The sequence below is a fragment of the Acidovorax sp. GW460-11-11-14-LB4 genome, from assembly GCF_059423685.1.
On sequence record NZ_JBWKYJ010000010.1, the window covers coordinates 57033 to 78832 of the forward strand.

17 protein-coding genes are annotated in these 21800 nt (G+C 63.8%); 10 read left to right on the plus strand and 7 right to left on the minus strand.

The window, feature by feature from the left end; all coding sequences use genetic code 11:
* Position 1 precedes the first annotated feature (1 nt).
* Entirely contained in the window at positions 2 to 1126 is a 1125-nt protein-coding gene (locus AC07X4_RS06480; protein WP_494739585.1) for an ATP-binding protein, read from the minus strand.
* The gene (locus AC07X4_RS06485) at positions 1114 to 1842 is read right to left on the minus strand and encodes a response regulator (RefSeq protein ID WP_494739586.1); all 729 of its coding nucleotides are present in this window, start codon (positions 1840 to 1842) and stop codon (positions 1114 to 1116) included. The genes AC07X4_RS06480 and AC07X4_RS06485 overlap by 13 nt, the downstream gene beginning before the upstream one ends.
* Positions 1843 to 2082: 240 nt before the next feature.
* On the opposite strand from AC07X4_RS06485, the gene xopAW reads away from it, so the two are divergent.
* Positions 2083 to 3087: a XopAW family type III secretion system calcium-binding effector gene (gene xopAW, locus AC07X4_RS06490; RefSeq protein WP_494739587.1), complete on the plus strand. Its 1005-nt coding sequence runs from the start codon at positions 2083 to 2085 to the stop codon at positions 3085 to 3087.
* A 269-nt stretch (positions 3088 to 3356) separates the two neighbouring features.
* Here xopAW and purN read toward each other — a convergent pair whose 3' ends face one another.
* Positions 3357 to 3938 (minus strand): phosphoribosylglycinamide formyltransferase, encoded by a 582-nt coding sequence (gene purN, locus AC07X4_RS06495; RefSeq protein WP_494739588.1) that lies wholly within the window; start codon positions 3936 to 3938, stop codon positions 3357 to 3359.
* A 283-nt stretch (positions 3939 to 4221) separates the two neighbouring features.
* Here purN and AC07X4_RS06500 point away from each other — a divergent pair, with 283 nt between their 5' ends.
* From AC07X4_RS06500 to AC07X4_RS06515, 4 genes are all read left to right on the plus strand, one after another.
* Positions 4222 to 4923, plus strand: coding sequence for a YceH family protein (locus AC07X4_RS06500; RefSeq protein WP_108498119.1), 702 nt, complete (start codon positions 4222 to 4224; stop codon positions 4921 to 4923).
* 47 nt (positions 4924 to 4970) lie between these two features.
* Entirely contained in the window at positions 4971 to 6152 is a 1182-nt protein-coding gene (locus AC07X4_RS06505; protein ID WP_494739589.1) for an acyl-CoA dehydrogenase family protein, read from the plus strand.
* A 12-nt stretch (positions 6153 to 6164) separates the two neighbouring features.
* Positions 6165 to 7280, plus strand: a complete 1116-nt coding sequence (locus tag AC07X4_RS06510; RefSeq protein ID WP_056061011.1) for an acyl-CoA dehydrogenase family protein — start codon at positions 6165 to 6167, stop codon at positions 7278 to 7280.
* Between the two features lie 88 nt (positions 7281 to 7368).
* Complete coding sequence (locus AC07X4_RS06515; protein WP_494739590.1) at positions 7369 to 8763, plus strand: alpha/beta fold hydrolase; 1395 nt, start codon at positions 7369 to 7371, stop codon at positions 8761 to 8763.
* Positions 8764 to 8822: 59 nt separating this feature from the next.
* Here the strand turns inward: AC07X4_RS06515 and AC07X4_RS06520 are convergent, their stop codons facing one another.
* The 3 genes from AC07X4_RS06520 to AC07X4_RS06530 all read right to left on the minus strand — a co-directional run bounded on the left by AC07X4_RS06520 (position 8823) and on the right by AC07X4_RS06530 (position 12720).
* Positions 8823 to 9380: a DUF3617 domain-containing protein gene (locus AC07X4_RS06520; RefSeq protein WP_440596182.1), complete on the minus strand. Its 558-nt coding sequence runs from the start codon at positions 9378 to 9380 to the stop codon at positions 8823 to 8825.
* Between the two features lie 77 nt (positions 9381 to 9457).
* Entirely contained in the window at positions 9458 to 11956 is a 2499-nt protein-coding gene (locus AC07X4_RS06525) for an IPTL-CTERM sorting domain-containing protein (RefSeq protein ID WP_494739591.1), read from the minus strand.
* Between the two features lie 80 nt (positions 11957 to 12036).
* On the minus strand, positions 12037 to 12720 hold the full coding sequence (locus tag AC07X4_RS06530) for a response regulator transcription factor (RefSeq protein ID WP_395455901.1): 684 nt from the start codon (positions 12718 to 12720) through the stop codon (positions 12037 to 12039).
* 242 nt (positions 12721 to 12962) lie between these two features.
* On the opposite strand from AC07X4_RS06530, the gene AC07X4_RS06535 reads away from it, so the two are divergent.
* Together AC07X4_RS06535 and AC07X4_RS06540 are read left to right on the plus strand one after the other, a co-directional pair.
* Positions 12963 to 14855, plus strand: a complete 1893-nt coding sequence (locus AC07X4_RS06535; RefSeq protein WP_494739592.1) for a sensor histidine kinase — start codon at positions 12963 to 12965, stop codon at positions 14853 to 14855.
* 135 nt (positions 14856 to 14990) lie between these two features.
* Positions 14991 to 16301: a tetratricopeptide repeat protein gene (locus AC07X4_RS06540; protein WP_494739593.1), complete on the plus strand. Its 1311-nt coding sequence runs from the start codon at positions 14991 to 14993 to the stop codon at positions 16299 to 16301.
* A gap of 53 nt (positions 16302 to 16354) precedes the next feature.
* Here the strand turns inward: AC07X4_RS06540 and AC07X4_RS06545 are convergent, their stop codons facing one another.
* Positions 16355 to 16912 carry an HNH endonuclease gene (locus tag AC07X4_RS06545; RefSeq protein ID WP_056060991.1) on the minus strand — a complete coding sequence of 186 codons (558 nt, stop codon included), beginning with the start codon at positions 16910 to 16912 and terminating at the stop codon, positions 16355 to 16357.
* Between the two features lie 167 nt (positions 16913 to 17079).
* Here AC07X4_RS06545 and AC07X4_RS06550 point away from each other — a divergent pair, with 167 nt between their 5' ends.
* From AC07X4_RS06550 to lspA, 3 genes are all read left to right on the plus strand, one after another.
* On the plus strand, positions 17080 to 18132 hold the full coding sequence (locus tag AC07X4_RS06550; protein WP_494739594.1) for a bifunctional riboflavin kinase/FAD synthetase: 1053 nt from the start codon (positions 17080 to 17082) through the stop codon (positions 18130 to 18132).
* Between the two features lie 113 nt (positions 18133 to 18245).
* Positions 18246 to 21131: an isoleucine--tRNA ligase gene (ileS, locus tag AC07X4_RS06555; RefSeq protein WP_494739595.1), complete on the plus strand. Its 2886-nt coding sequence runs from the start codon at positions 18246 to 18248 to the stop codon at positions 21129 to 21131.
* Positions 21131 to 21643, plus strand: a complete 513-nt coding sequence (gene lspA / locus AC07X4_RS06560; protein ID WP_494739596.1) for a signal peptidase II — start codon at positions 21131 to 21133, stop codon at positions 21641 to 21643. The genes ileS and lspA overlap by 1 nt, the downstream gene beginning before the upstream one ends.
* Positions 21644 to 21800 lie beyond the last annotated feature (157 nt).

The window sequence follows — 21800 nt, forward strand, 5'->3', positions numbered from 1 at the left end:
CCTACTGATATCCGGCGACAGCGCGCGGAAACACCGCGGCCACCACCAGCCCACCGCCCGGTGCATTGCGAAGGGCCAGTTGGCCACCGTGGCGCCGCACGATGTCGCTGGCGATGGTGAGCCCCAGCCCCACCCCTCCGCTCTGGCGATTGCGCGATGCCTCCACACGGTAGAAGGGCTCCAAGACCCGGTCCAGCTCCTCGGGCGACAGGCCCGGGCCGTGGTCGCGCACCTCGATGGTCAGGGCGTCTGCCGCATCGTGCAGCGTGACCTCGGCGCTGCCGCCGTAGCGCACGGCATTGCCCACCAGGTTGTCCAGGCAACGCCGCAGTGCCACGGCCTGCACGCGCAAGGGGGCAGCCTGCCCCGCCACGGTGACGGCGTGACCCATCGCCACCTGGTCGTCCGCCATGCTGTCCACCAAGGCCTGCACATCCAGATGCACCCAAGCCTCCGCACCCGCCACGCCGCGCAGGTAATCCAGCGTGGAGGCAATCATGGCGTCCATTTCGGCAATGTCGCGCCGAAACAGCTGCTGCGCCTGGGCGTCACCCAGGCTTTCGGTGCGCAGCCGCAGCCGCGTCAGGGGCGTGCGCAAGTCGTGCGACACGGCCGCCACAAAGCGGTCGCGCTCGGCCAGTTGCTGGCGGATGCGCGCCTGCATCTGGTTGAACACACGGCTGGCGTCGCGGCATTCCAGCGTGCCGTCCTCGGGCAACGGGGTGCGGTGGATGTCGCGCCCCAGCTCTTGCGCGGCCGTGGCCAGCCGGCGCATGGGGCGCGACAGCCAGCGCGCAGCCCACCAAGCTGCAGCCACCAATGCGGCCAGGCGCACACTGATGTCCAGCAACAGGCCCAGCTGCAGCGACGGTGGTGCGTTCCACAAGCCCGGTGCGGGCCCCGGCAGCGGCAATGGGCGCCCATCGGCCGCCAATGCGTGCGGCGGCGGGCCAGGCGGGTGGCCTGGATGGGCAGGGCGCAGCTCGAACATCAGCGTCAGCGCCAGCACATGGCTCACGATGACGGCGGCGATGAGCAGCAGAGCGAGCCGGCCAAACAGGGTGTCAGGCGTGCAGCGCTGGACTGCAGCGCGCAGCTGCGATTGCGTGGGCGTCAGTGGGGCCACCCTACCTGCCCTTGCAGCGACTGCACGTTGAACAGATACCCGGCACCGCGCACGGTGCGGATCATGGAAGGCGACCGCGGGTCGTCCGCAAGCTTGCTGCGCAGGCGTGACACCAGCAGGTCGATGCTGCGCTCGAATGCATCCATGGCCCGGCCGCGGGCCTGCTCCATGAGCTGGTCGCGGCTGAAAACGCGGCGCGGCATGCGCAAAAAGGTGCACAGCAAACGGAACTCGGCATTCGACAAGGGCACCACCATGCCCCCGGGCGACACCAGATGCCGCTCCAGGCTGTGCAGCGTCCAGCCATCAAACCGCACCACTTCGTCGGGGCCCTGCCGCACAGGTGCCTCGGCGCCGCGCGTGCGGCGCAGCACGGTCTGGATGCGGGCTACCAGCTCACGCGGCTCGAAGGGTTTGCCCATGTAATCGTCCGCGCCCATCTCCAGCCCCAGCACGCAGTCATACGGGTTGGCGCGCGCGGTGAGCATGATGATGGGCACCCGTGAGCGCTCGCGTAGCTCCCTTGCCAGCGTGATCCCGTCGGTGCCGGGCAGCATCACATCCAGCACCACCATGCCGATGGGCTGGGCGGCCATCTGGGCGCGCATCGTCTGCGCGTCACAGGCCGCGTGGGCGGCATAGCCAAAGCGGGTCAGGTAGTCGGTGAGTAGTGTGGTGATCTCGACATCGTCGTCCACCACCAGGATGTGTTGCATGGGCAGGCACAGGCACAAAAGAACGCACCAAGTTTAGGGACGCTTCGCACCCTGCGCGGGGCAATCTGGCGGGCCTTTGCCCCCCTGTTCATGCCTTGCATCTGCCCTTTGTATCGGCCTTGGTACAAAGCGGACAAACCCTGGAGACACGCGCACCCAAGAATGGGATCGGGCCATGGCTGAGGGCTTCCGCAGTGGAGGGCCCCGCACCGGTCCACCTTTGGAACGAAAGGAACAACGATGACGACCATCAGTAGCGTCAGCAGTGCCTGGTCCAGTGCGAGCGTGCAGCGGGCATCGCGCCCGGGGCCTTCGCCGGAGCGGCTGCTGTCCAAGATCGATACCGACGGTAGCGGCGGCGTGAGCGACACCGAATTGCAGGGCCTGCTGGGCAACGTGGCGAAGAAAACCGGCGTCAGCAGCCAGACCAGCGCGGCCGACTTGGTGAAGCAATACGACGCCAACGGCGACGGCAGCCTGAACGCCGACGAGCTGGGCAACACTCTGCAAAGCGCGCTGCCACCGCCCCCCTCCACCATGGCATTTGCCCAGTCGCGCGGTGGCGAAGGCAGCAGTTCGGCCACCAGCGCCACCGGCCAGGCGGGCGACGACCTGTTTGGCAAAGTGGACAGCGACGGCGATGGCGCCGTGAGCAAGACCGAGCTGCAGGCCCTGCTGGAGGCCATGTCCGGCGGCACCGCCAGCCAGACCGGCGTAAGCAGCGACGACGTGTTCAGCCAGCTGGATACCGATGGTGATGGCAGCCTGACGCAGGCCGAGTTCGATGCGGGTCGCCCTTCAGGCCCCGGCGCGGGTGCCGATGGCATGCAGGCCATGGGCGGCATGCCACCGCCTCCGGGTGGTCCGAGGGGTGCAGGTGGCGCTGGCGCCGCATCCGATAGCAGCTCGGCGACCAGCTACGACCCCCTGGACACCAACGAGGATGGCAAGGTCTCCGCCGCCGAGCGCCTGGCGGGCGGAACCAGTACGGCCGAGCAGGACGCCATCACCGCGCTGTTCAACGCCATCGACACCGACGGCGATGCCAGCATCAGCGCCAGCGAGTCGAAGGCGTTCATCGACCAGCTGACCAGTCAGGTGCAGTCCACCACCAGCACCAGCACCGAGTCCACCGGCCGCAACGACCTGGCGCGGCTGGCCGACTTTGCGCGGCAGCAGTACGAACGCGCCGCCAGCGACTGGCGCACGGCATCGAACACCAGCAGTCTGAGCGCCGTGGCCTGACAAGGTGTGAACGACCCGGCTGCGCCCTCCGGGCACCCCTGATTTCTGGCCGCACAGTGCGATTCGCCCGTCAGTTGACGAGCTGTGCGAGCCAGAAACCGGCCCCGGGGCTGGTGGATGGGCCCTGGGACACGAAATCTGATTCAAATCGGCCAGATGCGCTAGTGCATCATGCCTTGTTTGCTATAAATTCAGTAGCAAATTCCCTGCCAGCGTGGGAGCGGTGGGCACCCCACGCGCACGGCCCTGCCTCACCCCGACCTCACCCCCTACAGGGAGCGCACCAGCGCCCGCACGGCGCGGGGGTAGATCACATGCTCCTGGGTCAGCACCCGGGCGGCCAGCGTCTCGGCGGTGTCGCCCGGCAGCACCGGCACCACGGCCTGGTCCAGGATGGGGCCCACATCCAGCTCGGCCGTCACCTGGTGCACCGTCACGCCCGCAAACTTGCAGCCTGCATCGATGGCGCGCTGGTGCGTGTGCAGCCCGGTGAACGCGGGCAGCAGCGAGGGGTGTATGTTGATGAGCCGCCCCGCGTAGTGCGCCACAAATGCGGGCGTCAGGATGCGCATGAACCCTGCCAGCACCACCAGGGCAGGCTGGTGGCGGTCAATGGTGGCCGCCAGCTCGGCATCAAAAGCCTCGCGGGTGGCAAAGGCCTTGTGGTCCAGCGCCTCGGCAGCGATGCCCTGCTCGCGCGCAAACACCAGCCCGGCGGCCTCCGGCTTGTTGCTGATGACGGCCGCCACGCGGGCGCCGTAGCGCTGCTCCCAGCGCTCCTGCTGTGCCGTGCGGACGATGGTGGCCATGTTGGAGCCGCCGCCAGAGATCAGAATGACGATGTTCTTCATAAATTGCCACGGATTATCTAGGAGGCTGTCGAGCATGGGGTTGGCTCTGCGCCACCGCCTGGGGGTGCCAGGCAAGGCGCGGGTGAGGCCGTGTGGCCCAGCCACACAACGAACCCGCAACGCAGCATGGCGGCCCCAGGCGGCGGCCCGAAGGGTTGTGCGACATAGCACGCAGGCGGCGTTGCCCATGCTCGCTGCGCAGCCAGTGCAGCTTGCGCTGGGCGCCTAGCCTGCATACTCTGTCGCACAACGCAGCGCCAACCCCAAGCCCGACAGCCTCCTCATGCCCTTCGACCCCACCACCCGTCCACTGACACCCAACGAAGCCCGCGTGCTCGCCACTCTGATGGAAAAGGCGCGCACCGTGCCCGACAGCTACCCCATGTCGCTCAACGGCCTGGTCACCGGCTGCAACCAGAAAACCAGCCGCGACCCGGTGATGAACCTGAGTGATGCAGAGGCGCAGGAGGCGCTGGATTCGCTCAAACTGCTGACGCTGGCATTTGAGAGCAGCGGCAACCGCACCACACGCTGGGAACACAACTTTCAGCGCGGCGTGGGCGTGCCCGAGCAGTCGGCCGTGCTGCTGGGCCTGCTCATGCTGCGCGGCCCACAGACGGCGGGTGAGCTGCGCATCAACGCTGAGCGCTGGTACCGGTTTGCGGACATTTCGTCGGTCGAAGCCTTTCTGGACGAGCTGCAGGAGCGCAGTGCCGAAAAGGGTGGCCCGCTGGTCGTGCAGCTGCCCCGCGCTCCCGGCGCGCGCGAGCAACGCTGGGCGCATTTGATGTGCGGGCCGGTGGACACCACAGCCAGCCATGCGCCCGCAGGCAGTGCGAGCGCCAGCCCATCGCCTGCGCTGCAGGCCCGCGTGGACGCCCTGGAGGCCGAAGTGGCAAGCCTGCGCAACACTGTGCAGCGCCTGTGCGCCGAGCTGGGCATTTCCCCTGAGTTCAGTCCAATGTCGCCACCCGGACAGGAATAAAACGAACGACCGTGCTACAAATGCAGTATCACTAGGAGACGCACCGCATGGATCTCGCATTCACCCCCGAAGAGCAGGCCTTTCGCGAAGAGATTCGCGCTTGGGTTCACGCCAATCTGCCCAAAGAAATCTCTCACAAGGTCCACAACGCCTTGCGCCTGACCCGCGAGGACATGCAGGGCTGGGCCAAGATTCTGGGAAAAAAAGGCTGGCTGGGCTTTGGCTGGCCCAAAGAGTTTGGCGGCCCGGGCTGGACGGCCGTGCAAAAGCACCTGTTTGAAGAAGAGTGTGCGCTGGCCGGTGCGCCCCGCATCATCCCCTTCGGCCCCGTGATGGTGGCCCCGGTGATCATGGCGTTTGGCAACTCCGAGCAGCAAAAGCGCTTTTTGCCCGGCATCGCCAGCGGCGAAGTCTGGTGGAGCCAGGGCTACAGCGAACCTGGTTCGGGCTCGGACCTGGCCAGCGTCAAGACCCGCGCAGAGCGGGTGGGCGACAAGTACATCGTCAACGGCCAGAAGACCTGGACCACCCTGGGCCAGCATGGCGACTGGATGTTCAACCTGGTGCGCACCAGCACCGAGGGCAAGCCCCAGACCGGCATCTCCTTCCTGCTGCTGGACATGAAGTCCAAGGGCGTCACCGTGCGCCCCATCAAGCTGCTGGACGGCGAGTGCGAGGTGAACGAAGTGTTCTTCGACAACGTCGAAGTTCCCGCCGAGAACCTGATCGGCGAAGAGAACAAGGGCTGGACCTACGCCAAGCACCTGCTGAGCCACGAGCGCACCAACATCGCCGACGTGAACCGCAGCAAGCGCGAACTGGAACGCCTGAAGCGCATCGCCAAGACCGAAGGCGTGTGGGACGACCTGCGCTTCCGGGACCAGATCGCCCTGCTCGAAGTGGACATCGTCGCTCTGGAAATGCTGGTCCTGCGCGTGCTGTCCGCCGAGAAGTCGGGCAAGAACTCGCTCGACATCGCGGGTCTGCTCAAGATCAAGGGCAGCGAGATCCAGCAGCGTTACGCCGAGCTGATGATGCTGGCCGCCGGCCCCTTTGCCATGCCCTTCATCGAAGAGGCCATGGAGGCGGGCTGGCAGGGCAACTTCCCCGGCGGCGTCACCGCCAACGCGCCGCTGGCGTCCACCTACTTCAACCTGCGCAAAACCACCATCTACGGTGGCAGCAATGAAGTTCAACGCAACATCGTCGCGCAGACGGTTCTGGGCTAAGGAGACAAGAACATGGATTTCGATTTTTCTGACGACCAGGAGCAACTGCGCGACGCCGTGCGCAAGTGGGTGGACAAGGGCTACACGTTCGAGCGCCGCCGCGCTGCCGTGGCCGCAGGCGGTTTTGACCGCGCCGCCTGGGGCGAACTGGCCGAGCTGGGCCTGACCGCCCTCACCGTGCCCGAAGCGCACGACGGCATGGGCCAGGGCGCCATCGATGCGATGGTCGTGGCCGAAGAACTGGGCCGCGGCATTGTGCTGGAGCCGATTGCCCAAGCCTTCATTGCCAGCAGTGTGCTGTCGCACTACGCACCGGCCGACGTACAAGGCGCCTGGCTGCCCCGCGTGGCCAGCGGCGAAGCCCTGGTGGTGCTGGCCCAGCAGGAGCGCAAAGCGCGCTACCGCCTGGACGTTTGCGATGCAAAAGCGGCCAAAGCGCAATCAGGATATGCGGTTACAGCTATCAAAAGCGTAGTACCCACTGGCGACAAGGCCGACGCCTTCATCGTGCCTGCGCAACTCGACGGCAAGATCGCCCTCTTCCTGGTCGAGCGCACGGCCAGCGGCGTGACCACGCAGGGCTACGTCACGCAAGACGGCAGCCGCGCCGCCGAGGTGCAGCTGGCCAACGCCCCCGCCACGCTCATCACCACCGACGGCCTGGCCGCGCTGGAACTGGCCGTGGACACCGGCATTGCCGCCGCCTGCGCCGAAGCCGTGGGCGTGATGGACAAGACTGTGGCCATCACCGTCGAATACATGAACCAGCGCAAGCAGTTTGGCGTGTTCATTGCCAGCTTCCAGGCGCTGCGCCACCGCGTGGCCGACATGAAGATGCAGCTGGAGCTGGCCCGCTCGATGAGCTACTACGCCAGCCTGAAGCTGGGCGCCCCCGCCGCCGAACGCCGTGCCGCCATGGCCCGCGCCAAGGTGCAGCTGGGCCAGTCGATGCGCTTTGTCGGCCAGCAAGCGGTGCAACTGCACGGTGGCATTGGCGTGACGGACGAATACATCGTGAGCCACTACTTCAAGAAGCTCACGCAGCTGGAAGTGACTTTTGGCGACACGCTGCACCATCTGGGCGAAGTGTCCGCCCGCATGCAAGACACGGCGGGCGTGTTTGCCTGATGTGAACTGACGCAGGCGCGTAACACCCGCAAACGATGCTCGTGGATTCCCCAGTCCACGGGCATTTTTTCTTTTTGGAGACTCCCCCATGAATCACGCATTCCTGTTGCCACGCCGATCCCTCTTGCTGGCAGCCGCTGCGGCCGCCGGCCTGGCGCTGGCAGGCTGCGCCACCCAGAGCCCCAGCCTGGCAGAAGCACCGCCCATCGTCTTTGTGCATGGCAACGGCGACACCGCCGCGCTGTGGCAGACCACCGTCTGGCGGTTCGAGTCCAACGGCTGGCCCCGCGAGCGCCTGCACGCCATCGACGTGCCCTACCCCCTGTCGCGCGATGAGGACGCCAAGCCCCAGCTGGGCCGCACCTCGGCCGCCGAGCACATGGCCTACCTCAAGGCCGAAGTGGACAAGGTGCTCAAAGCCACAGGCGCCCGCCAGGTCGTGCTGGTCGGCAACTCGCGCGGCGGCAATGCCATCCGCAACTACATCTACAACGGGGACGGCGACAAGACGGTGAGCCACGCGATCCTCGGCGGCACACCCAACCACGGCGTGTGGGCGATACCGGGGTTCCGAGAAGGCAACGAGTTCTCGGGCACAGGCCCCTTCCTCAAAGCGCTGAATGCCCCCAAGAACGCTGCGGGCGACGAAGTGAGCGGCCCGGTGAAATGGCTGACCATCCGCTCGGACAACAACGACAAGTTCGCCCAGCCCGACGGCCTGTGGATCGGCCAGAAAGGCACGCCCACCAACGTGACCGCCACCGGCCCCGAACTCAAGGGTGCCACCAACGTGGTGATTCCGCGCATCGACCACCGCGAGACTTCGTACTCTCCCGTTGCGTTTGAAGCCACCTACCGCTTCATCACCGGCAAGCCCCCCGCACGCACCGAGATCGCCGCGGAGAAACCCGTAGTGATCAACGGCAAAGTCACGGGCTTGGGGGTGGACTCTGCCGACCCCAAGACCGGCAACTTCAGCAACAACCTGCCCCTGGCGGGTGCCCAGCTGGAGGTGTACGCCACCGACTCCGCCACTGGTGCTCGCACGGGCAACCCGCTGCTGCGAAAGACAGTGGGTGCAGATGGCCAATGGGGTCCGTTGGTGGTTGCACCCGGCGCACCCATCGAGTTCGTGATCACCGCGCCTGGATATGCCACCACCCACATCTACCGCAGCGGCTTTCCGCGCAGTAGTGACCTCATCCATCTGCGCGCAGAACGCATGGCCGATGCCGACAAGGGCGCCGAGAGCGTTGTGACCTTGACCCGCCCGCGCGGCTACCTGGACCCGGCGCGCGACAAGATGCTGCTGGATGGTGCAGTGCCTGCGGGCGTGCCCGCTGGCGCCGGCGTGGCATCCGCCAAGGTCAAGCCTGCGGGGGGCGTACGGAGTATTGCCGCCGAATTCAATGGCGAGCGCGTCGTGGGGCAAACATGGCCTGCCGCGCAAGGCCACGTCGTCATGCTGGAAGTCAACCAGTAGTTGGCCGATATTCCGTCGCCTGCGTCAAGGCGACGCATTAATTTGAGGGCACAGGCTCGTCAGTGCGAGTGCCCTGCATGTCCGTGGCTTTCCGCGCGCTTGCGGTCTTCCACGACGTTCACAGTCGCTCCATTTGGCAGCACCATGTCCCCTGCCCGCTGCGTTGCGCCACACGCACCCAACCAGCGGCCCTCGAACTCGGTACGCCCTGGAGCGAAACGCACAGGTTTGGAATAAGTGACCTCAAAGACGCCACGGTAGGCGGTTTGAAGGTCGCCAGACAGCTGCACCGTGGCATCCACGCGGTTGTCGTGCACGTAGCAAACGGTGCGAACCTCACTGCCCAGTGCATTTTTCTTCGCCGTCACGTTGTGGCAGTGTTCCTGACCAGGCACGATCGCAAGCAACATGATTGGCTCCGCTTGGCGATCAGTGCATTGCAGGACCTTCTGCTCGCTCGCAGTCGGGTTGCCGCCACTGCGAACGATGACCTCCCAGAGCCCCGACTTTCGCGCCGGCATCTGCTGCGCATTTGCAGATTGGATAGCGACAACACCCATCCACACGCCCAGGCCAGCAAGGCACGACCAGCGTGCGACATGCGCAATCTGTCTCATCAAAAATCTCCAGTAAAAAGGGGCTGGCCGCGCTTGACGGAACACTCCAGCCCCAAGCTTCACGCTTCCTGACAGGCTCAGCGCGCCTGTCGGCGGTGGAAGTAGATGAAGAACGCAGCCATCAATGCTGACAATATCAATAGCCCCCATTCAGACAAAGTTGGAATGGATGCTGGAACGGCGATCGCCACAAACGTCACGCTCACCGTACAAGACGCGTTGACCGGGTTCGTCGTATAGGTATTGCCAACCAGGGTGCCCCCGCACGCTCCGCCACTGGTTGCGATACGCGCCACAAAACCAGGGTCGGGAGTTACTGTGTAGACCACGGTGTTACCGGGGGCGGCGACATTGGTCACCCCCAGTGGCGTGACAGTGCCGTTGGCGCCTGCGGTTGCCGTCACGGTCAGCGGTGCAAAGCTGAAAGCCACATTGCAATCGGCCGTCACTGGGTTGACGGTGTAGGTGTTGCCGGTCAGCACGCCAATGCAGGATCCACTGGCGCTGGCGACGTTGCCTGCGTTGGGGGTGAGCGTGTAGGTCACAGTCCCGCCTACTGGCACCGTGCGTGAGCTGGCGGGAGTCACAGTTCCTCCGGCTCCAGACGTCATGGTGACGGTAGCGGACAGCGCAAAATTGGCGACTGCTGCGGCGTCCGCAGTCATGGCGGGCACGGTACATGGGTTGGTGGTGCCCGTGCATGCGCCCGACCAGCCGGTGAAAATGCTTCCCGATGCCGCCGTGGCCGTGAGTATGGCCTGGCCACCGTCTGCCACTGGGAGCGTGCATGAGGCACCGCAGTTCATGCCGGCAGGCACACTGACCACCGTGCCACTGCCCGCACCCGACTTGGTCAGGCTCAGGTCATGCAGCGTTGCGGCTACCGAGTTGGTGTCGCCAGCAGTATTGTTGGCGGTGTTGCTGTCGGTGATGCCTGCGGGAGTTCCAATGTTGAAGACCGTGGATGCCGAAGTCGGCCCAGTCACGGTCGCACCGAAGGTGAGCGTGACACTCCCCCCTACCGGGATGTCCAGCAGCACGCCGCCTCCGGTCAGCGCGCCCGCAGCAGGCGCTCCGCCCTGACACGATCCCCCCCCTGTGCCGCTGCATGTCCAGTTGCCCACCGTGAGACCCGTCACAGTCGGCTGAGTCAATGTCGCTCCAATCACAGGAACCGGCCCGTTATTGCTCACCACCACGGTGTATGTGGAGGAGCTGCCCACAGCGCTGGCCGATGCACCATCGCTCACACTGACCACCAAATCCGTCAACGTTGCGCCACTGACAACACGGGTCTGCACCAAGGGGCCCAGTACCGTGCTGGCCCCAGTGGCCGACATGGAGTAAGTGCCATGGTTGAGCGAGTTGGTCGGACTGCTAGTACTTGCACCAGCCGGCACACCCCATACGATCTCGAAAGTCCCGCTCTGGTGGTCGACCAACGAGCCGAAGTCGCAAGTCACCGTACCCGCCGAACCCACCGCCGGTGTCGTGCAGGTCGCGCCGGCAGGTGCTGTCACCGACTGAAACACCGCATCGACGGTGGCAGTGTTGGCAGCGTTCCGCACTTGCGGGCTCTGAGCGCTGACTATGCTGTTGAAAACCATTACCCCGCTGTTGTTGCTATAGGTGTAGGTGTAGGTCACGTTGTCGCTCGGCTGGGCCGTGGTGGGGCCAGTGGCAGTGACCAGCAAACCGGCAAAGAAGGGGCCGATCGAATCCACATAGACCTCCCCCGAGTGACCACCCTGGCTGCAACCTGCTGCGATCACCTCGACTTCGACGGTATCGCCTACATCCAACAGTCCATTCCCAGGAGCAACGTCAATCGCCTGCCAGCCGGTGTACTGGTAGCCGCCCAGGGTCTGCCATGGCACACCCGGCTGCGCCGCAAAGTTGAATGTGTAGAACAGGCGCGTGCCCTTGGTAACGTTACGCACTTCGACGTAGAAATAGGCTTGCTGCTCAGGGCTGTGGCCGCCGTCCTGGATCACCGGTGCGACAGCCATGCGCAAGTGCACTTTGCCATCCACAGGGTCCACATCGGCAAGCAACATCTGGGCGGACTGCTGGATTCCGCTGGCACGGTTGTTGTTGCCCCGTGCGTTGATCCGTGCGCTGTATGAGCCCTGAAACGGGATGGCGAGGGCTTGTCCTGGTGCGTCCGGCGCGCTCGCTGGCGTACCGGATGCCGTACTCACCACCTGCGTAACCGGGGCTGTGACCGGGGGCTGCAAATTCAGATGGCTTTTCTGGGTGGGAGGAAACGTAGCAATACCGTTGTTGCGGTAGTTGGTCACCGTCCAGCCCGTGAAATCTCCACTTTCGAAATTGCCGTTAACCACCCCCGCCTGTGCGGTGGATGCAAAACACAGCGCCGCAACAAAGAGTGCGAACACTCCACGCAGGCAGCGCAGAACTACGGTCCGCAGTGCCATCCAGTTATCGATCGTTTTCAACACTTTCCCCTCTTGGTAAACCGCAAAGCTCCACGGATAGCTGCGGGCTGACTCACACGAAAAATTCGCATCCAACGGCTGGCGTGCAGACAAGCCTCTCCCCTCGTTGGCATTCAAGCCATCGAAAGAGATTCGGTATCTGGCGGGATGGGTGGGCGGTGCTGCGCCAGCGCAGCAGGCGAAGCCCTTGGGCAGGGCTATGTCACGAAGACGAGCCCCTTGCCGAACACTGCACGCACCGGCAAGGGCGTGCCAGTGATTTCCAGGGTTTTGCGGCGCAACCGGTTGAGCGCCGACTCGATACGGTGGAAGTCGTCCTCCAACCCTCTTCCACCCACGGCGTGCATCAAGATCTGCTTGCTGACAACCACGCCCTTTGTCTTGAAAAGACAAGTCAGGAGTTCAAGTTCACGGGTGGTGAGAGGCACCAACATTTGATTGGGCGCGCGCAAGGCCGCATTCGCAGCGTCGAGTTGCCAGGGAACAGCAACCGACGCGTCGATCTCCCCTTGCAAGCGCTTGCTGCGTAACTGGGAACGGATGCCAGCCACGAGTTCCTGCATGTCCACAGGCTTCACAAAATACTGCAATGCGCCGGCATCGAGACCCCTGATCCGACTGTCGAGATCGGCACGGGCAGTCATGAGTACCGTGGGGACGCCCTGAGAAGCCAACCGGGTGAGCAAGCTGAGTCCGTCTTCTCCTGGCAACCCGATGTCGATGATCACCAAATCCACGCGCGACTGCAGCAGACGGACGTAGAAGTCCTCTGCGGACTCCGCGCCCCAAGACTGAAAGCCAGAACGCGCCAGAAATCGGCACACATTGCTGCGGATGTCTTCGTCGTCTTCTACGACAGCAATGATGGGTTCAGCAGACATGAGAAAAATGGGAACGAATCGGGAAGTGAGCTTGCGTAACATTGTGTCAGCGCATCGAACCGCCAGCCATGCACAAGAACTCTCAAGAATTCACAGAATCGATGCATCAAAAGCCCTCACGGACAACGTCCTTCCCCCTGACCGCACTTTGGCTCTGTGTTCTGCTTTGGTGCAGCCTGCTATGCGTACAGGCACAAGCGCTGGAATCGCAAACCAGTTGGCAGCTGGGTTGGGACATCCCCATGGACAGACTGGATGATGAAAGCGGGAACCTGGAACCAGAAGCAATCAGCGCCATTCCAGCGGAACGAGCGACATCCCGACTTAAAGCACCTTTGAACGGTGGGTATCTGCGCCATACCGTTTGGCTGCGTTTCAAGGTGCCTGCCCTCCCCCCCGAACATGAACCGGGGGATCTGTGGCTGCTCGCACAACCGACCTATCTTGACTATGTGACCCTGTACCAGAAGGGCAGCGATGGTGCGTGGTATCAGCAGGACAGCGGCGATCTGGTGCCCACGGATCGCAAACCGGGCGTTCGGCAACATCTGTTCCGTTTGACGCCTGGCCAAGTGGCTCTCATCCGAATTCGTACGTCCAGTGCGACGCAGTTCCACGCGGACATTCTCGACACCTATGCACTCGCAACCACCGTAGCGTCCGCAGAGCGCCTCATGGGGCTCTACTTCGGCGCCATGGCCGCTCTTCTAGTCGGCATCTGGGCCGCTACCGTCATTTTCCGTACCCGTGCGCTCTTCTCGCTCGCGGTCCTGGTGACCGCCAGTGCAATTCATGTCTTCAACGTGCGGGGTTATTCAAGCCTCTGGTCTCCACCGGACTTCATCTTCTGGGACAGCAACGCGGTGAGCATAGGAGCCTTTCTGCTACCCGCAGCGCTGGCGTGGCAGATCAAGGAGCAACTGACACGCAATACGCCCTACCGGTGGACCGACAGATTTCTGACATTCCTCATCGCTGTGAATGTGCTGGGAGCATTCAGTGGGCCTTTAGGTTTCTACCCTGATGTGGCGTGGGTCAATCTGATCTCTCTGCTGGCCAGCGACATCGTAGGAATATCACTGTGCTGGCTGGCCTTACAGCGGCGAGACCGCCTCGGTCCGCATGTGCTTTTGCTCCTGGCATACGGTCTGCACTGCGTGTGCGGTGTGCCGATCGCCATTCTCATGACGGGTCAGATTCAATGGAACGTCGATGCGACATTGATCTGGCAACTTGAGGCCATCGTGTTCACCGCCCTGCTGGCCAGTGCGGTGTTCGTGGGGATGGTGACCCGGTATCGAAAAGCCCAGCGAGCCAAGGACCAGGCCATAGAACGGCTGGCGCTGTCCGAGCAGTCGCTGGAGGAACGCATCCTGCAGCGGACCACGGAGCTCTCGGCGGCCCAAGTCGCGCTCGCGACATCGCTTGAAAGCGAGCGAGCCTTGCGACATGAACAACGGCAGTTCTTCCACATGATCAGCCATGAATTCCGAACACCTCTGACCGTGATCGATAGCGCTGCAGCAGAGCAGCAGAGTTTTCCATCCGCCGAACTGCAGCCCCAGGTAGATCGAGCCGCACAGATACGCAGAGCCACCAGGCGCCTGACCGCATTGGTCGACAGTTGTCTGATCAATGAACGGCTGGATCACAGCGGCCTCGCGCTGCAGGCATCACCGGTCAAGGTCAGTGACTTGCTTCACCACGCCGCTCAACTCGTGCACTGGTCGCCGCGCCACCACTTGCAGCTTTTTACCGACTCAGCGCCTCTGGAATGGGTCTGCGACGCGACACTGGTGCACATTGCCCTATCCAACCTGGTGGACAACGCTGTGAAGTATGCGACCGCTGGAGAAATATTCATTGCGGCGCAAAAAGGTGAGACAGGACTGCTTGAAATCTCTGTGGCCGACGAAGGCTCTGGAATGTCGCTGGACGTGATGAACCGCATTTTTGAACAGTTTGAGAGAGGCGACCGTACGGACCAAAGCAAGGGATTTGGCCTTGGACTGTGGGTTGCGCGCCGCATTGCACGCCTGCACGGGGGCGACATCACCGTCCAGTCCAGCGAGGGCCAAGGCGCCTGCTTCACATTGACGCTGGCCTCGCAACGCATCAGCCCAAGCGGGAGATGAGGCGCCAGGGTAGCCGCGTCGCCAGAAAGCTGCGTAGGCGGAATCCTGGATAATCGACCCTCGCAATTCTTGTTGACACGGGCCTCCTGTGTCCGGCGCACCGCCCGGCGGTCCATTTTCAAAGTTCCAGTATCCATGAGCGCAACAGCGACAGACCCCAACCTTCAGCACCTGACCCAGGCCCGCGAGCAGATTGCGCAAGGCGATCTCAAGAAAGCCGCGCTCACGCTCAACAAAGCCAACGCACAATGGCCTCAGGATCCTCGGGTTTTCATGCTAGGCGGTCTGCTGGCTGAAAAGGCGGGCAACGTTCAAGGTGCTTTTGACGCGCTGCGCAAATCGGTGGCCCTGGCTCCCGACTGGGGCCCTGGACTGCTGGAGTTGGCGTTGCTGCTGGCGCGCCAGAACCAGTTCCCAGAAGCTATAGAGACCGCTGAAAAGGTGGCCGCACTCGAACCTAAGAACCTGCAGGTGCTTGCAGGTGTGATCGATATCGCGCACCGTGCCGGTCATTTGGAAATGGCTGTCCGCCACCTGCAGCGAGGCCTTGAGCTGGTGCCCGGTGATATCGCGCTGCGGCGCTTGCTGGCTCGTGACCTGAGTGGGCAAGGCAAGCACAAGGAGTCCCTTGCGATCTGGGACAGCTTGGTGCAGGAACAGCCTTTGGATCCACAGTCGCTGGTAGGCCGTGTACAGGCGTGCATTGCAGCCGGGAAACCAACCGATGCCAGGGAGAACACGATCGCTTTGCTGGGCTTGGCACCGGATGACGCGGTGTACCAGTACTACGGACAGCTTGCCGACGGTAAAACGCCTGGGGAACAGCCCCCTGAACTAACGCGTTCTATTTTTGACAATATGGCTGAGTTTTACGATTTGCACGTTGTGCGTGGCCTCAAGTACCAATTGCCCAAGCAAGTCGGCGACAAGATCCTGGCGAGACACCCTGACAAAAAGATCAATGTCCTCGATCTTGGCTGTGGTACGGGGCTGCTGGGGGTGTGCCTGGGTCGCCTGGATGGCGCTCTGGTGGGTGTGGACCCATCGATGAAGATGATTGAGCAAGCAGCGCGACACAACGTCTACGACCGCTTCCATACGGTGAATTTGCATGACGCGCTGCGCGAGACGCCCGGTGCGCTCTATCAAGTGATTGCTGCGCTTGACGTATTCATCTACGCGGGCGAGGTGGCGCAAGCCATCCCCAACGCGCACCGCGTTCTAGCGTCGGGCGGCATGATCGTCTTCTCGTTCGAGTCAGCCCCCGAACAAGGCCCCGACATGGTTTTGCAACCTACCGGCCGATATGCGCACAAGCGCAGCCACGTGGAAGCAGTGTGCAAATCGGCTGGGTTTGCCACCGTCGAGATCGAGGAAACCGTGCTGCGCGAAGAAAACCAAGCCCCCGTCCTCGGGTTCCTGGTAACCGCCCACAAGGCAGCTTGACCGATTGGCAAGGTGCCGCCGCACCGTGCATGCAGACGGTGTAGACCCGAGCGTCACGTCAACAAGCGCGATGACTTCGGCACGTGCGCCATCAAAAACTCCATCTGATCGGCCAGGATGCGCCGGTTGCGCAAGATGAAGTCTTCCCACAGACTGGGCACATAGGGCGCATACAGCAGCGGCATGTGCGCCTGCTCTGGCGTTCGGGGGCCCTTGCGGTGGTTGCAGGGGCGGCAGGCCGTGACCACGTTCATCCAGTGGTCCTGGCCGTTGCGGGCGAAGGGCACGATGTGTTCGCGCGTCAGGTCTTCTTCGTGAAAGTGCCCGCCGCAGTAGGCACACACATTGCGGTCGCGGGCAAAGAGCTTGCTGTTGGTCAGGCTGGGCTTGAGCTCGAACGGATTGATGCTGGGCACGCCCTTGGTGCCAATGATGCTGTTGATAGCGATCACCGATTGCTCACCCGAGATGGCGTTGTGCCCGCCCCGGAACCGGGCAATCTGGGCACCAGACTCCCAGCGCACTTCCCCGGCGGCGTAATGAATGACCGCCTGCTCCAGCGAAATCCACGATTGGGGCAGCCCTTGGGCTGACAGCTTCAAGACCTTCAAAACACGCCTCCTGGAACACAAAGTACACAAGGATCGGAACGCAGATGTCTCGCGGGCAGCCCTGCGCGGGGCCAGCCGTGGGTCACAATATACTCCGTTTTCATGACAAATTGGCGTCCTGCGCTTATTGCGCTTGCACAGACCGCTATCAAAAAGATAACAAACCGATGAAGATCTTTCGCGGATTCCACCACCCTGGCATCGCTGACGCCTGTGCGCTGACCATCGGCAATTTCGATGGCGTACACCGAGGTCACCAGGCCATGTTGGCCCTGTTGAACAGCGAGGCCGCACACCGGGGGGTGGAGAGCTGTGTGCTCACTTTCGAGCCCCACCCGCGCGACTACTTTGCCGGTGCACACCACAAGCCGGAAGTCGCACCAGCCCGGATCGGCACCCTGCGAGACAAGCTCACCGAGCTGGCACGCTGCGGTGTGCAGCAGACTGTGGTGTTACCGTTTGACGCGCGACTGGCCGCACAGTCGCCCGAGGCCTTCATCGACGAGGTGTTGGTGCGCGGCCTGGGTGCCCGCTACGTGCTGGTAGGCGACGATTTCCGCTTTGGCCGCCAGCGAGCGGGCGACTACGCCATGCTGGACGCGGCCGGGCAAGCCAAGGGCTTCGACGTGGCGCGCATGAACAGCTACGAGGTGCACGGCCTGCGCGTGTCCAGTTCCGCCGTGCGCCAAGCCCTGGCGGCGGGTGACATGGAGGCGGCCGCACGCCTGCTGGGGAGGCCCTACACCATCAGCGGCCATGTGGTGCATGGCCGCAAGCTGGGGCGCGAACTGGGCGCCACGGCGGAAGGCGCGGGTGACGGTTTTCGCACCCTCAACCTGCGGTTTGCGCACTGGAAACCCGCCGCCAGCGGCATCTTTGCCGTACTGGTGCATGGTCTCGCTGGCGAGCCCTTGCCGGGTGTGGCCAACCTGGGCGTGCGCCCCTCCCTGGACCCCAATGACGTGAACGGCGGCCGCGTGCTGCTGGAAACCCATTGCCTGCACTGGCCTGCCGAACTGGGTGCCGAAGGGGCGTACGGTAAAATCGTGCGTGTGGAACTACTGCACAAACTGCACGACGAACTGAAGTACGACAGTCTGGACGCCCTGACGACGGGTATCGCGAAAGACTGTGCGGATGCGCGCGCCTACTTTGCATCGGCCCACGCCGCTCCTAACCACACCGAGACCCGGCGCCAGACCACGCGCGACCGAATTTAGGGGGCTGCCTGCGCAGCGCCTGCCCTGCAGGCACTACACCTCCCGCGTTTCGCCCCCTGTTTCCCCGCATTGCTCCGGGCCTGCCCCGGAATGCCCCGTTTTAAGGCTCCTTCATGTCCGACAACGCCAGTACCCCCGCATCCACCGCCACGGACTACCGCAGCACGCTGAACCTGCCCGACACCCCCTTCCCCATGCGCGGCGACCTGCCCAAGCGCGAGCCGGGCTGGGTGAAGGACTGGGAAGACCAGGGCGTCTACAAGCGCCTGCGCGACGCTCGCCGGGGCGCACCCAAGTTCATCCTGCATGACGGCCCGCCCTACGCCAACGGCCAGATCCACATGGGCCACGCGGTCAACAAGATCCTGAAGGACATGATCACCAAGGCGCGCCAGCTGGAAGGCTTTGACGCGCTGTACGTGCCTGGCTGGGACTGCCATGGTCTGCCGATCGAAAACGCCATCGAGAAGAAACACGGCCGCAACCTCAGCCGCGACGACATGCAGGCCAAGAGCCGCGCGTTTGCCACCGAGCAGATCGCGCAGCAGATGGTGGACTTCAAGCGCCTGGGCGTGCTGGGCGAATGGGACAACCCCTACAAGACCATGAACCCCGCCAACGAGGCGGGCGAAATCCGCGCCTTCAAGCGCGTGATGGAGCGCGGCTTTGTGTACCGAGGCCTCAAGCCCGTGTACTGGTGTTTTGACTGCGGCTCTTCCCTGGCCGAGTTCGAGATCGAATACCAGGACAAGAAGAGCACCACGCTGGACGTGGCCTTCAAGTCGCACGACCCGGCCAAGCTGGCCTCCGCCTTTGGTCTGCCCGCGCTGACCAAGGACACGTTTGTGGTCATCTGGACCACCACCGCCTGGACCATCCCCGCCAACCAGGCGCTGAACCTGAACCCCGAAATCACCTACGCGCTGGTGGACGCAGGCGAACGCATCCTGCTCGTGGCCGAGCCGCTGGTGGCCTCGTGCCTGGAGCGCTATGGCCTCACCGGCAGCGTGCTGGCCACCGCCCTGGGCAAGAACCTGGGCGGGCTGGAGTTTGAGCACCCGCTGTACGACGTGGCCAGCGAAGACGGCAGCTTTGGCTACCGCCGCCTGTCGCCCGTGTACCTGGCCGACTACGCCACGGCCGACGATGGCACGGGTATCGTGCACTCGTCGCCTGCGTACGGGCTGGAAGACTTCAACTCCTGCCGCGCGCATGGCATGACGCTGGATGAGATCCTGAACCCGGTGCAGGGCAACGGCACCTACGCGGCCGACTTCCCGCTGTTCGGTGGCCAGCACATCTGGAAGGCCGTGCCTGTGATCATCGAAGCCTTGCGCAACGCAGGTCGCCTGATGACCACCAAGGACATCACACACAGCTACCCGCACTGCTGGCGCCACAAGACGCCGGTGATCTACCGCGCTGCGGCCCAGTGGTTCATCCGCATGGACGAAGGCGAAGGCGTGTTCACCCAGCCGGGCATGAAGCCCGCCAAGACGCTGCGCCAGATCGCGCTCGATGCGATCGAGCACACCAGCTTCTACCCCGAGAACGGCAAGGCCCGCCTGCACGACATGATCGCTGGGCGGCCCGACTGGTGCATCTCGCGCCAGCGCAGCTGGGGCGTGCCCATCCCGTTCTTTCTGCACAAGGATTCGGGCGAGTTGCACCCGCGCACCATGGAAATCATGGACCAGGCCGCCGACATCGTGGAAAAGGGTGGTATCGAGGCCTGGAGCCGCGTGACGAACGAAGAGATCCTGGGTGCCGAAGACGCGCCGCACTACACCAAGAGCACCGACATCCTGGAAGTGTGGTTTGACTCCGGCTCCACCTTCAGCCACGTGCTGCGCGGCACGCATGCGCCGCAATTCCACGACCAAGGCCCCGAGGCCGATCTGTACCTCGAAGGCCATGACCAGCATCGCGGCTGGTTCCACAGCTCGCTGCTGCTGGCCTCAGCGCTGGAAGGCCGTGCGCCGTATCGCGGCCTGCTGACCCACGGCTTCACCGTGGACAGCCAGGGCCGCAAGATGAGCAAGTCGCTGGGCAACGGCATCGACCCGCAAGAGATCAACAAGAAGCTGGGTGCCGAGATCATCCGCCTGTGGGTGGCTGCCAGCGACTACTCTGGCGACATCGCAGGCGACGAGAAGATCCTGGCTCGCGTGGTGGACGCCTACCGCCGCATCCGCAACACATTGCGCTTCCTGCTGGCCAACGTGAGCGACTTCGACCCGGCCAAGGATGCCGTGCCGTTTGACCAGATGCTGGAGATCGACCGCTACGCGCTCACGCGCGCGTCCGAGTTCCAGGCCGAAGTGCTGGCGCACTACAAGGTGTACGAGTTCCACCCCGTCGTGGCCAAGCTGCAGCTGTACTGCTCGGAAGACCTGGGTGGCTTCTACCTGGACGTGCTCAAGGACCGCCTGTACACCACGGCGCCCAAGAGCCTGGCCCGCCGCAGTGCGCAGACCGCGCTCTACAACATCACGCACGCCATGCTGCGCTGGATGGCGCCGTTCCTGTCGTTCACGGCCGAAGAGGCGTGGAAGGTGTTTGGCAGCTCCGACTCCATCTTCCTGGAGACCTACGGCAACGTGGCGGGCGTGGGTGCCGGTGCCGACGAAGGCCTGTTGGCCAAGTGGGCGCGCATCCGCGAGATCCGCGATGCGGTCAACAAGGAGATCGAGGCCCTGCGCGCCGCGGGCCAGGTGGGCTCCTCGCTGCAGGCGACGGTCACGCTGACGGCTGCGCCCGAGGACCATGCACTGCTGGCCAGCCTGGGCGATGACCTGAAATTCGTGTTCATCACCTCCGCTATTGAATTGGTAGCTGGTAGCGCTTTGCAGATAAGCGTTAAGCCCAGCTCCGACGCGAAGTGCGAGCGCTGCTGGCACTACCGCAGTGATGTGGGCAGCGATGCCGCCCATCCCACCATCTGCGGCCGCTGCACCAGCAACCTTTATGGCGACGGCGAAAGCCGGGCACACGCGTGATGGCGCGCTCAACGCAAACTGGGCAAGCTGGGCGCACCGGCGTGGGCATGTGGCCATGGCTGGCATGGGCGGTGTTTCTGATGGGCGCCGACCAGATCACCAAGACGCTGATCCTCAACCACTACCAGCTGGGCGACTCCACGTTCATCACCAGCTTCTTCAACATCGTGCGCGCGCACAACACCGGCGCAGCGTTCTCATTCCTGTCGGACGCGGGCGGCTGGCAGCGCTGGCTGTTCACCGGGATCGGCTTGGCGGCCACGATCTTCATCGTGTGGCAGCTGCGTGCGCACCCGGGCCAGAAGCTGTTCAGCTTTGCGCTGTCCAGCATTCTGGGTGGCGCAGTGGGCAACGTGGTGGACCGGCTCATGCACGGCTATGTGGTGGACTTCTTGCAGTTCCACTACGCGGGCTGGTACTTCCCGTCGTTCAACCTGGCGGACTCGGCCATCACGGTGGGTGCGGCCTGCCTGATCCTGGACGAGCTGCTGCGGGTGCGGCGCGAGCGTTGAGGCCACGCTGGCTTTGTTCCCCCTGAACGGCCCGCTGCATGCGGGCCGTGCTGTTTGTGCGCAGCAACGCACCCAGCGCCGACATGGGCATCTGCTCCAGCGCTATGGAATCAGGAGTATGCTTATGTGTCAGTTTTATGACAGCCCGGTGTGCGCG

What these genes read in the sequence shown, in the direction of transcription:
- AC07X4_RS06485 (WP_494739586.1), bottom strand. Translation starts at nt 1,842, where the DNA reads ATGCAACACATCCTGGTGGTGGACGACGATGTCGAGATCACCACACTA.
- xopAW (WP_494739587.1), top strand. Translation starts at nt 2,083, where the DNA reads ATGACGACCATCAGTAGCGTCAGCAGTGCCTGGTCCAGTGCGAGCGTG.
- purN (WP_494739588.1), bottom strand. Translation starts at nt 3,938, where the DNA reads ATGAAGAACATCGTCATTCTGATCTCTGGCGGCGGCTCCAACATGGCC.
- AC07X4_RS06500 (WP_108498119.1), top strand. Translation starts at nt 4,222, where the DNA reads ATGCCCTTCGACCCCACCACCCGTCCACTGACACCCAACGAAGCCCGC.
- AC07X4_RS06505 (WP_494739589.1), top strand. Translation starts at nt 4,971, where the DNA reads ATGGATCTCGCATTCACCCCCGAAGAGCAGGCCTTTCGCGAAGAGATT.
- AC07X4_RS06510 (WP_056061011.1), top strand. Translation starts at nt 6,165, where the DNA reads ATGGATTTCGATTTTTCTGACGACCAGGAGCAACTGCGCGACGCCGTG.
- AC07X4_RS06515 (WP_494739590.1), top strand. Translation starts at nt 7,369, where the DNA reads ATGAATCACGCATTCCTGTTGCCACGCCGATCCCTCTTGCTGGCAGCC.
- AC07X4_RS06520 (WP_440596182.1), bottom strand. Translation starts at nt 9,380, where the DNA reads ATGAGACAGATTGCGCATGTCGCACGCTGGTCGTGCCTTGCTGGCCTG.
- AC07X4_RS06530 (WP_395455901.1), bottom strand. Translation starts at nt 12,720, where the DNA reads ATGTCTGCTGAACCCATCATTGCTGTCGTAGAAGACGACGAAGACATC.
- AC07X4_RS06535 (WP_494739592.1), top strand. Translation starts at nt 12,963, where the DNA reads ATGGACAGACTGGATGATGAAAGCGGGAACCTGGAACCAGAAGCAATC.
- AC07X4_RS06540 (WP_494739593.1), top strand. Translation starts at nt 14,991, where the DNA reads ATGAGCGCAACAGCGACAGACCCCAACCTTCAGCACCTGACCCAGGCC.
- AC07X4_RS06550 (WP_494739594.1), top strand. Translation starts at nt 17,080, where the DNA reads ATGAAGATCTTTCGCGGATTCCACCACCCTGGCATCGCTGACGCCTGT.
- ileS (WP_494739595.1), top strand. Translation starts at nt 18,246, where the DNA reads ATGTCCGACAACGCCAGTACCCCCGCATCCACCGCCACGGACTACCGC.
- lspA (WP_494739596.1), top strand. Translation starts at nt 21,131, where the DNA reads ATGGCGCGCTCAACGCAAACTGGGCAAGCTGGGCGCACCGGCGTGGGC.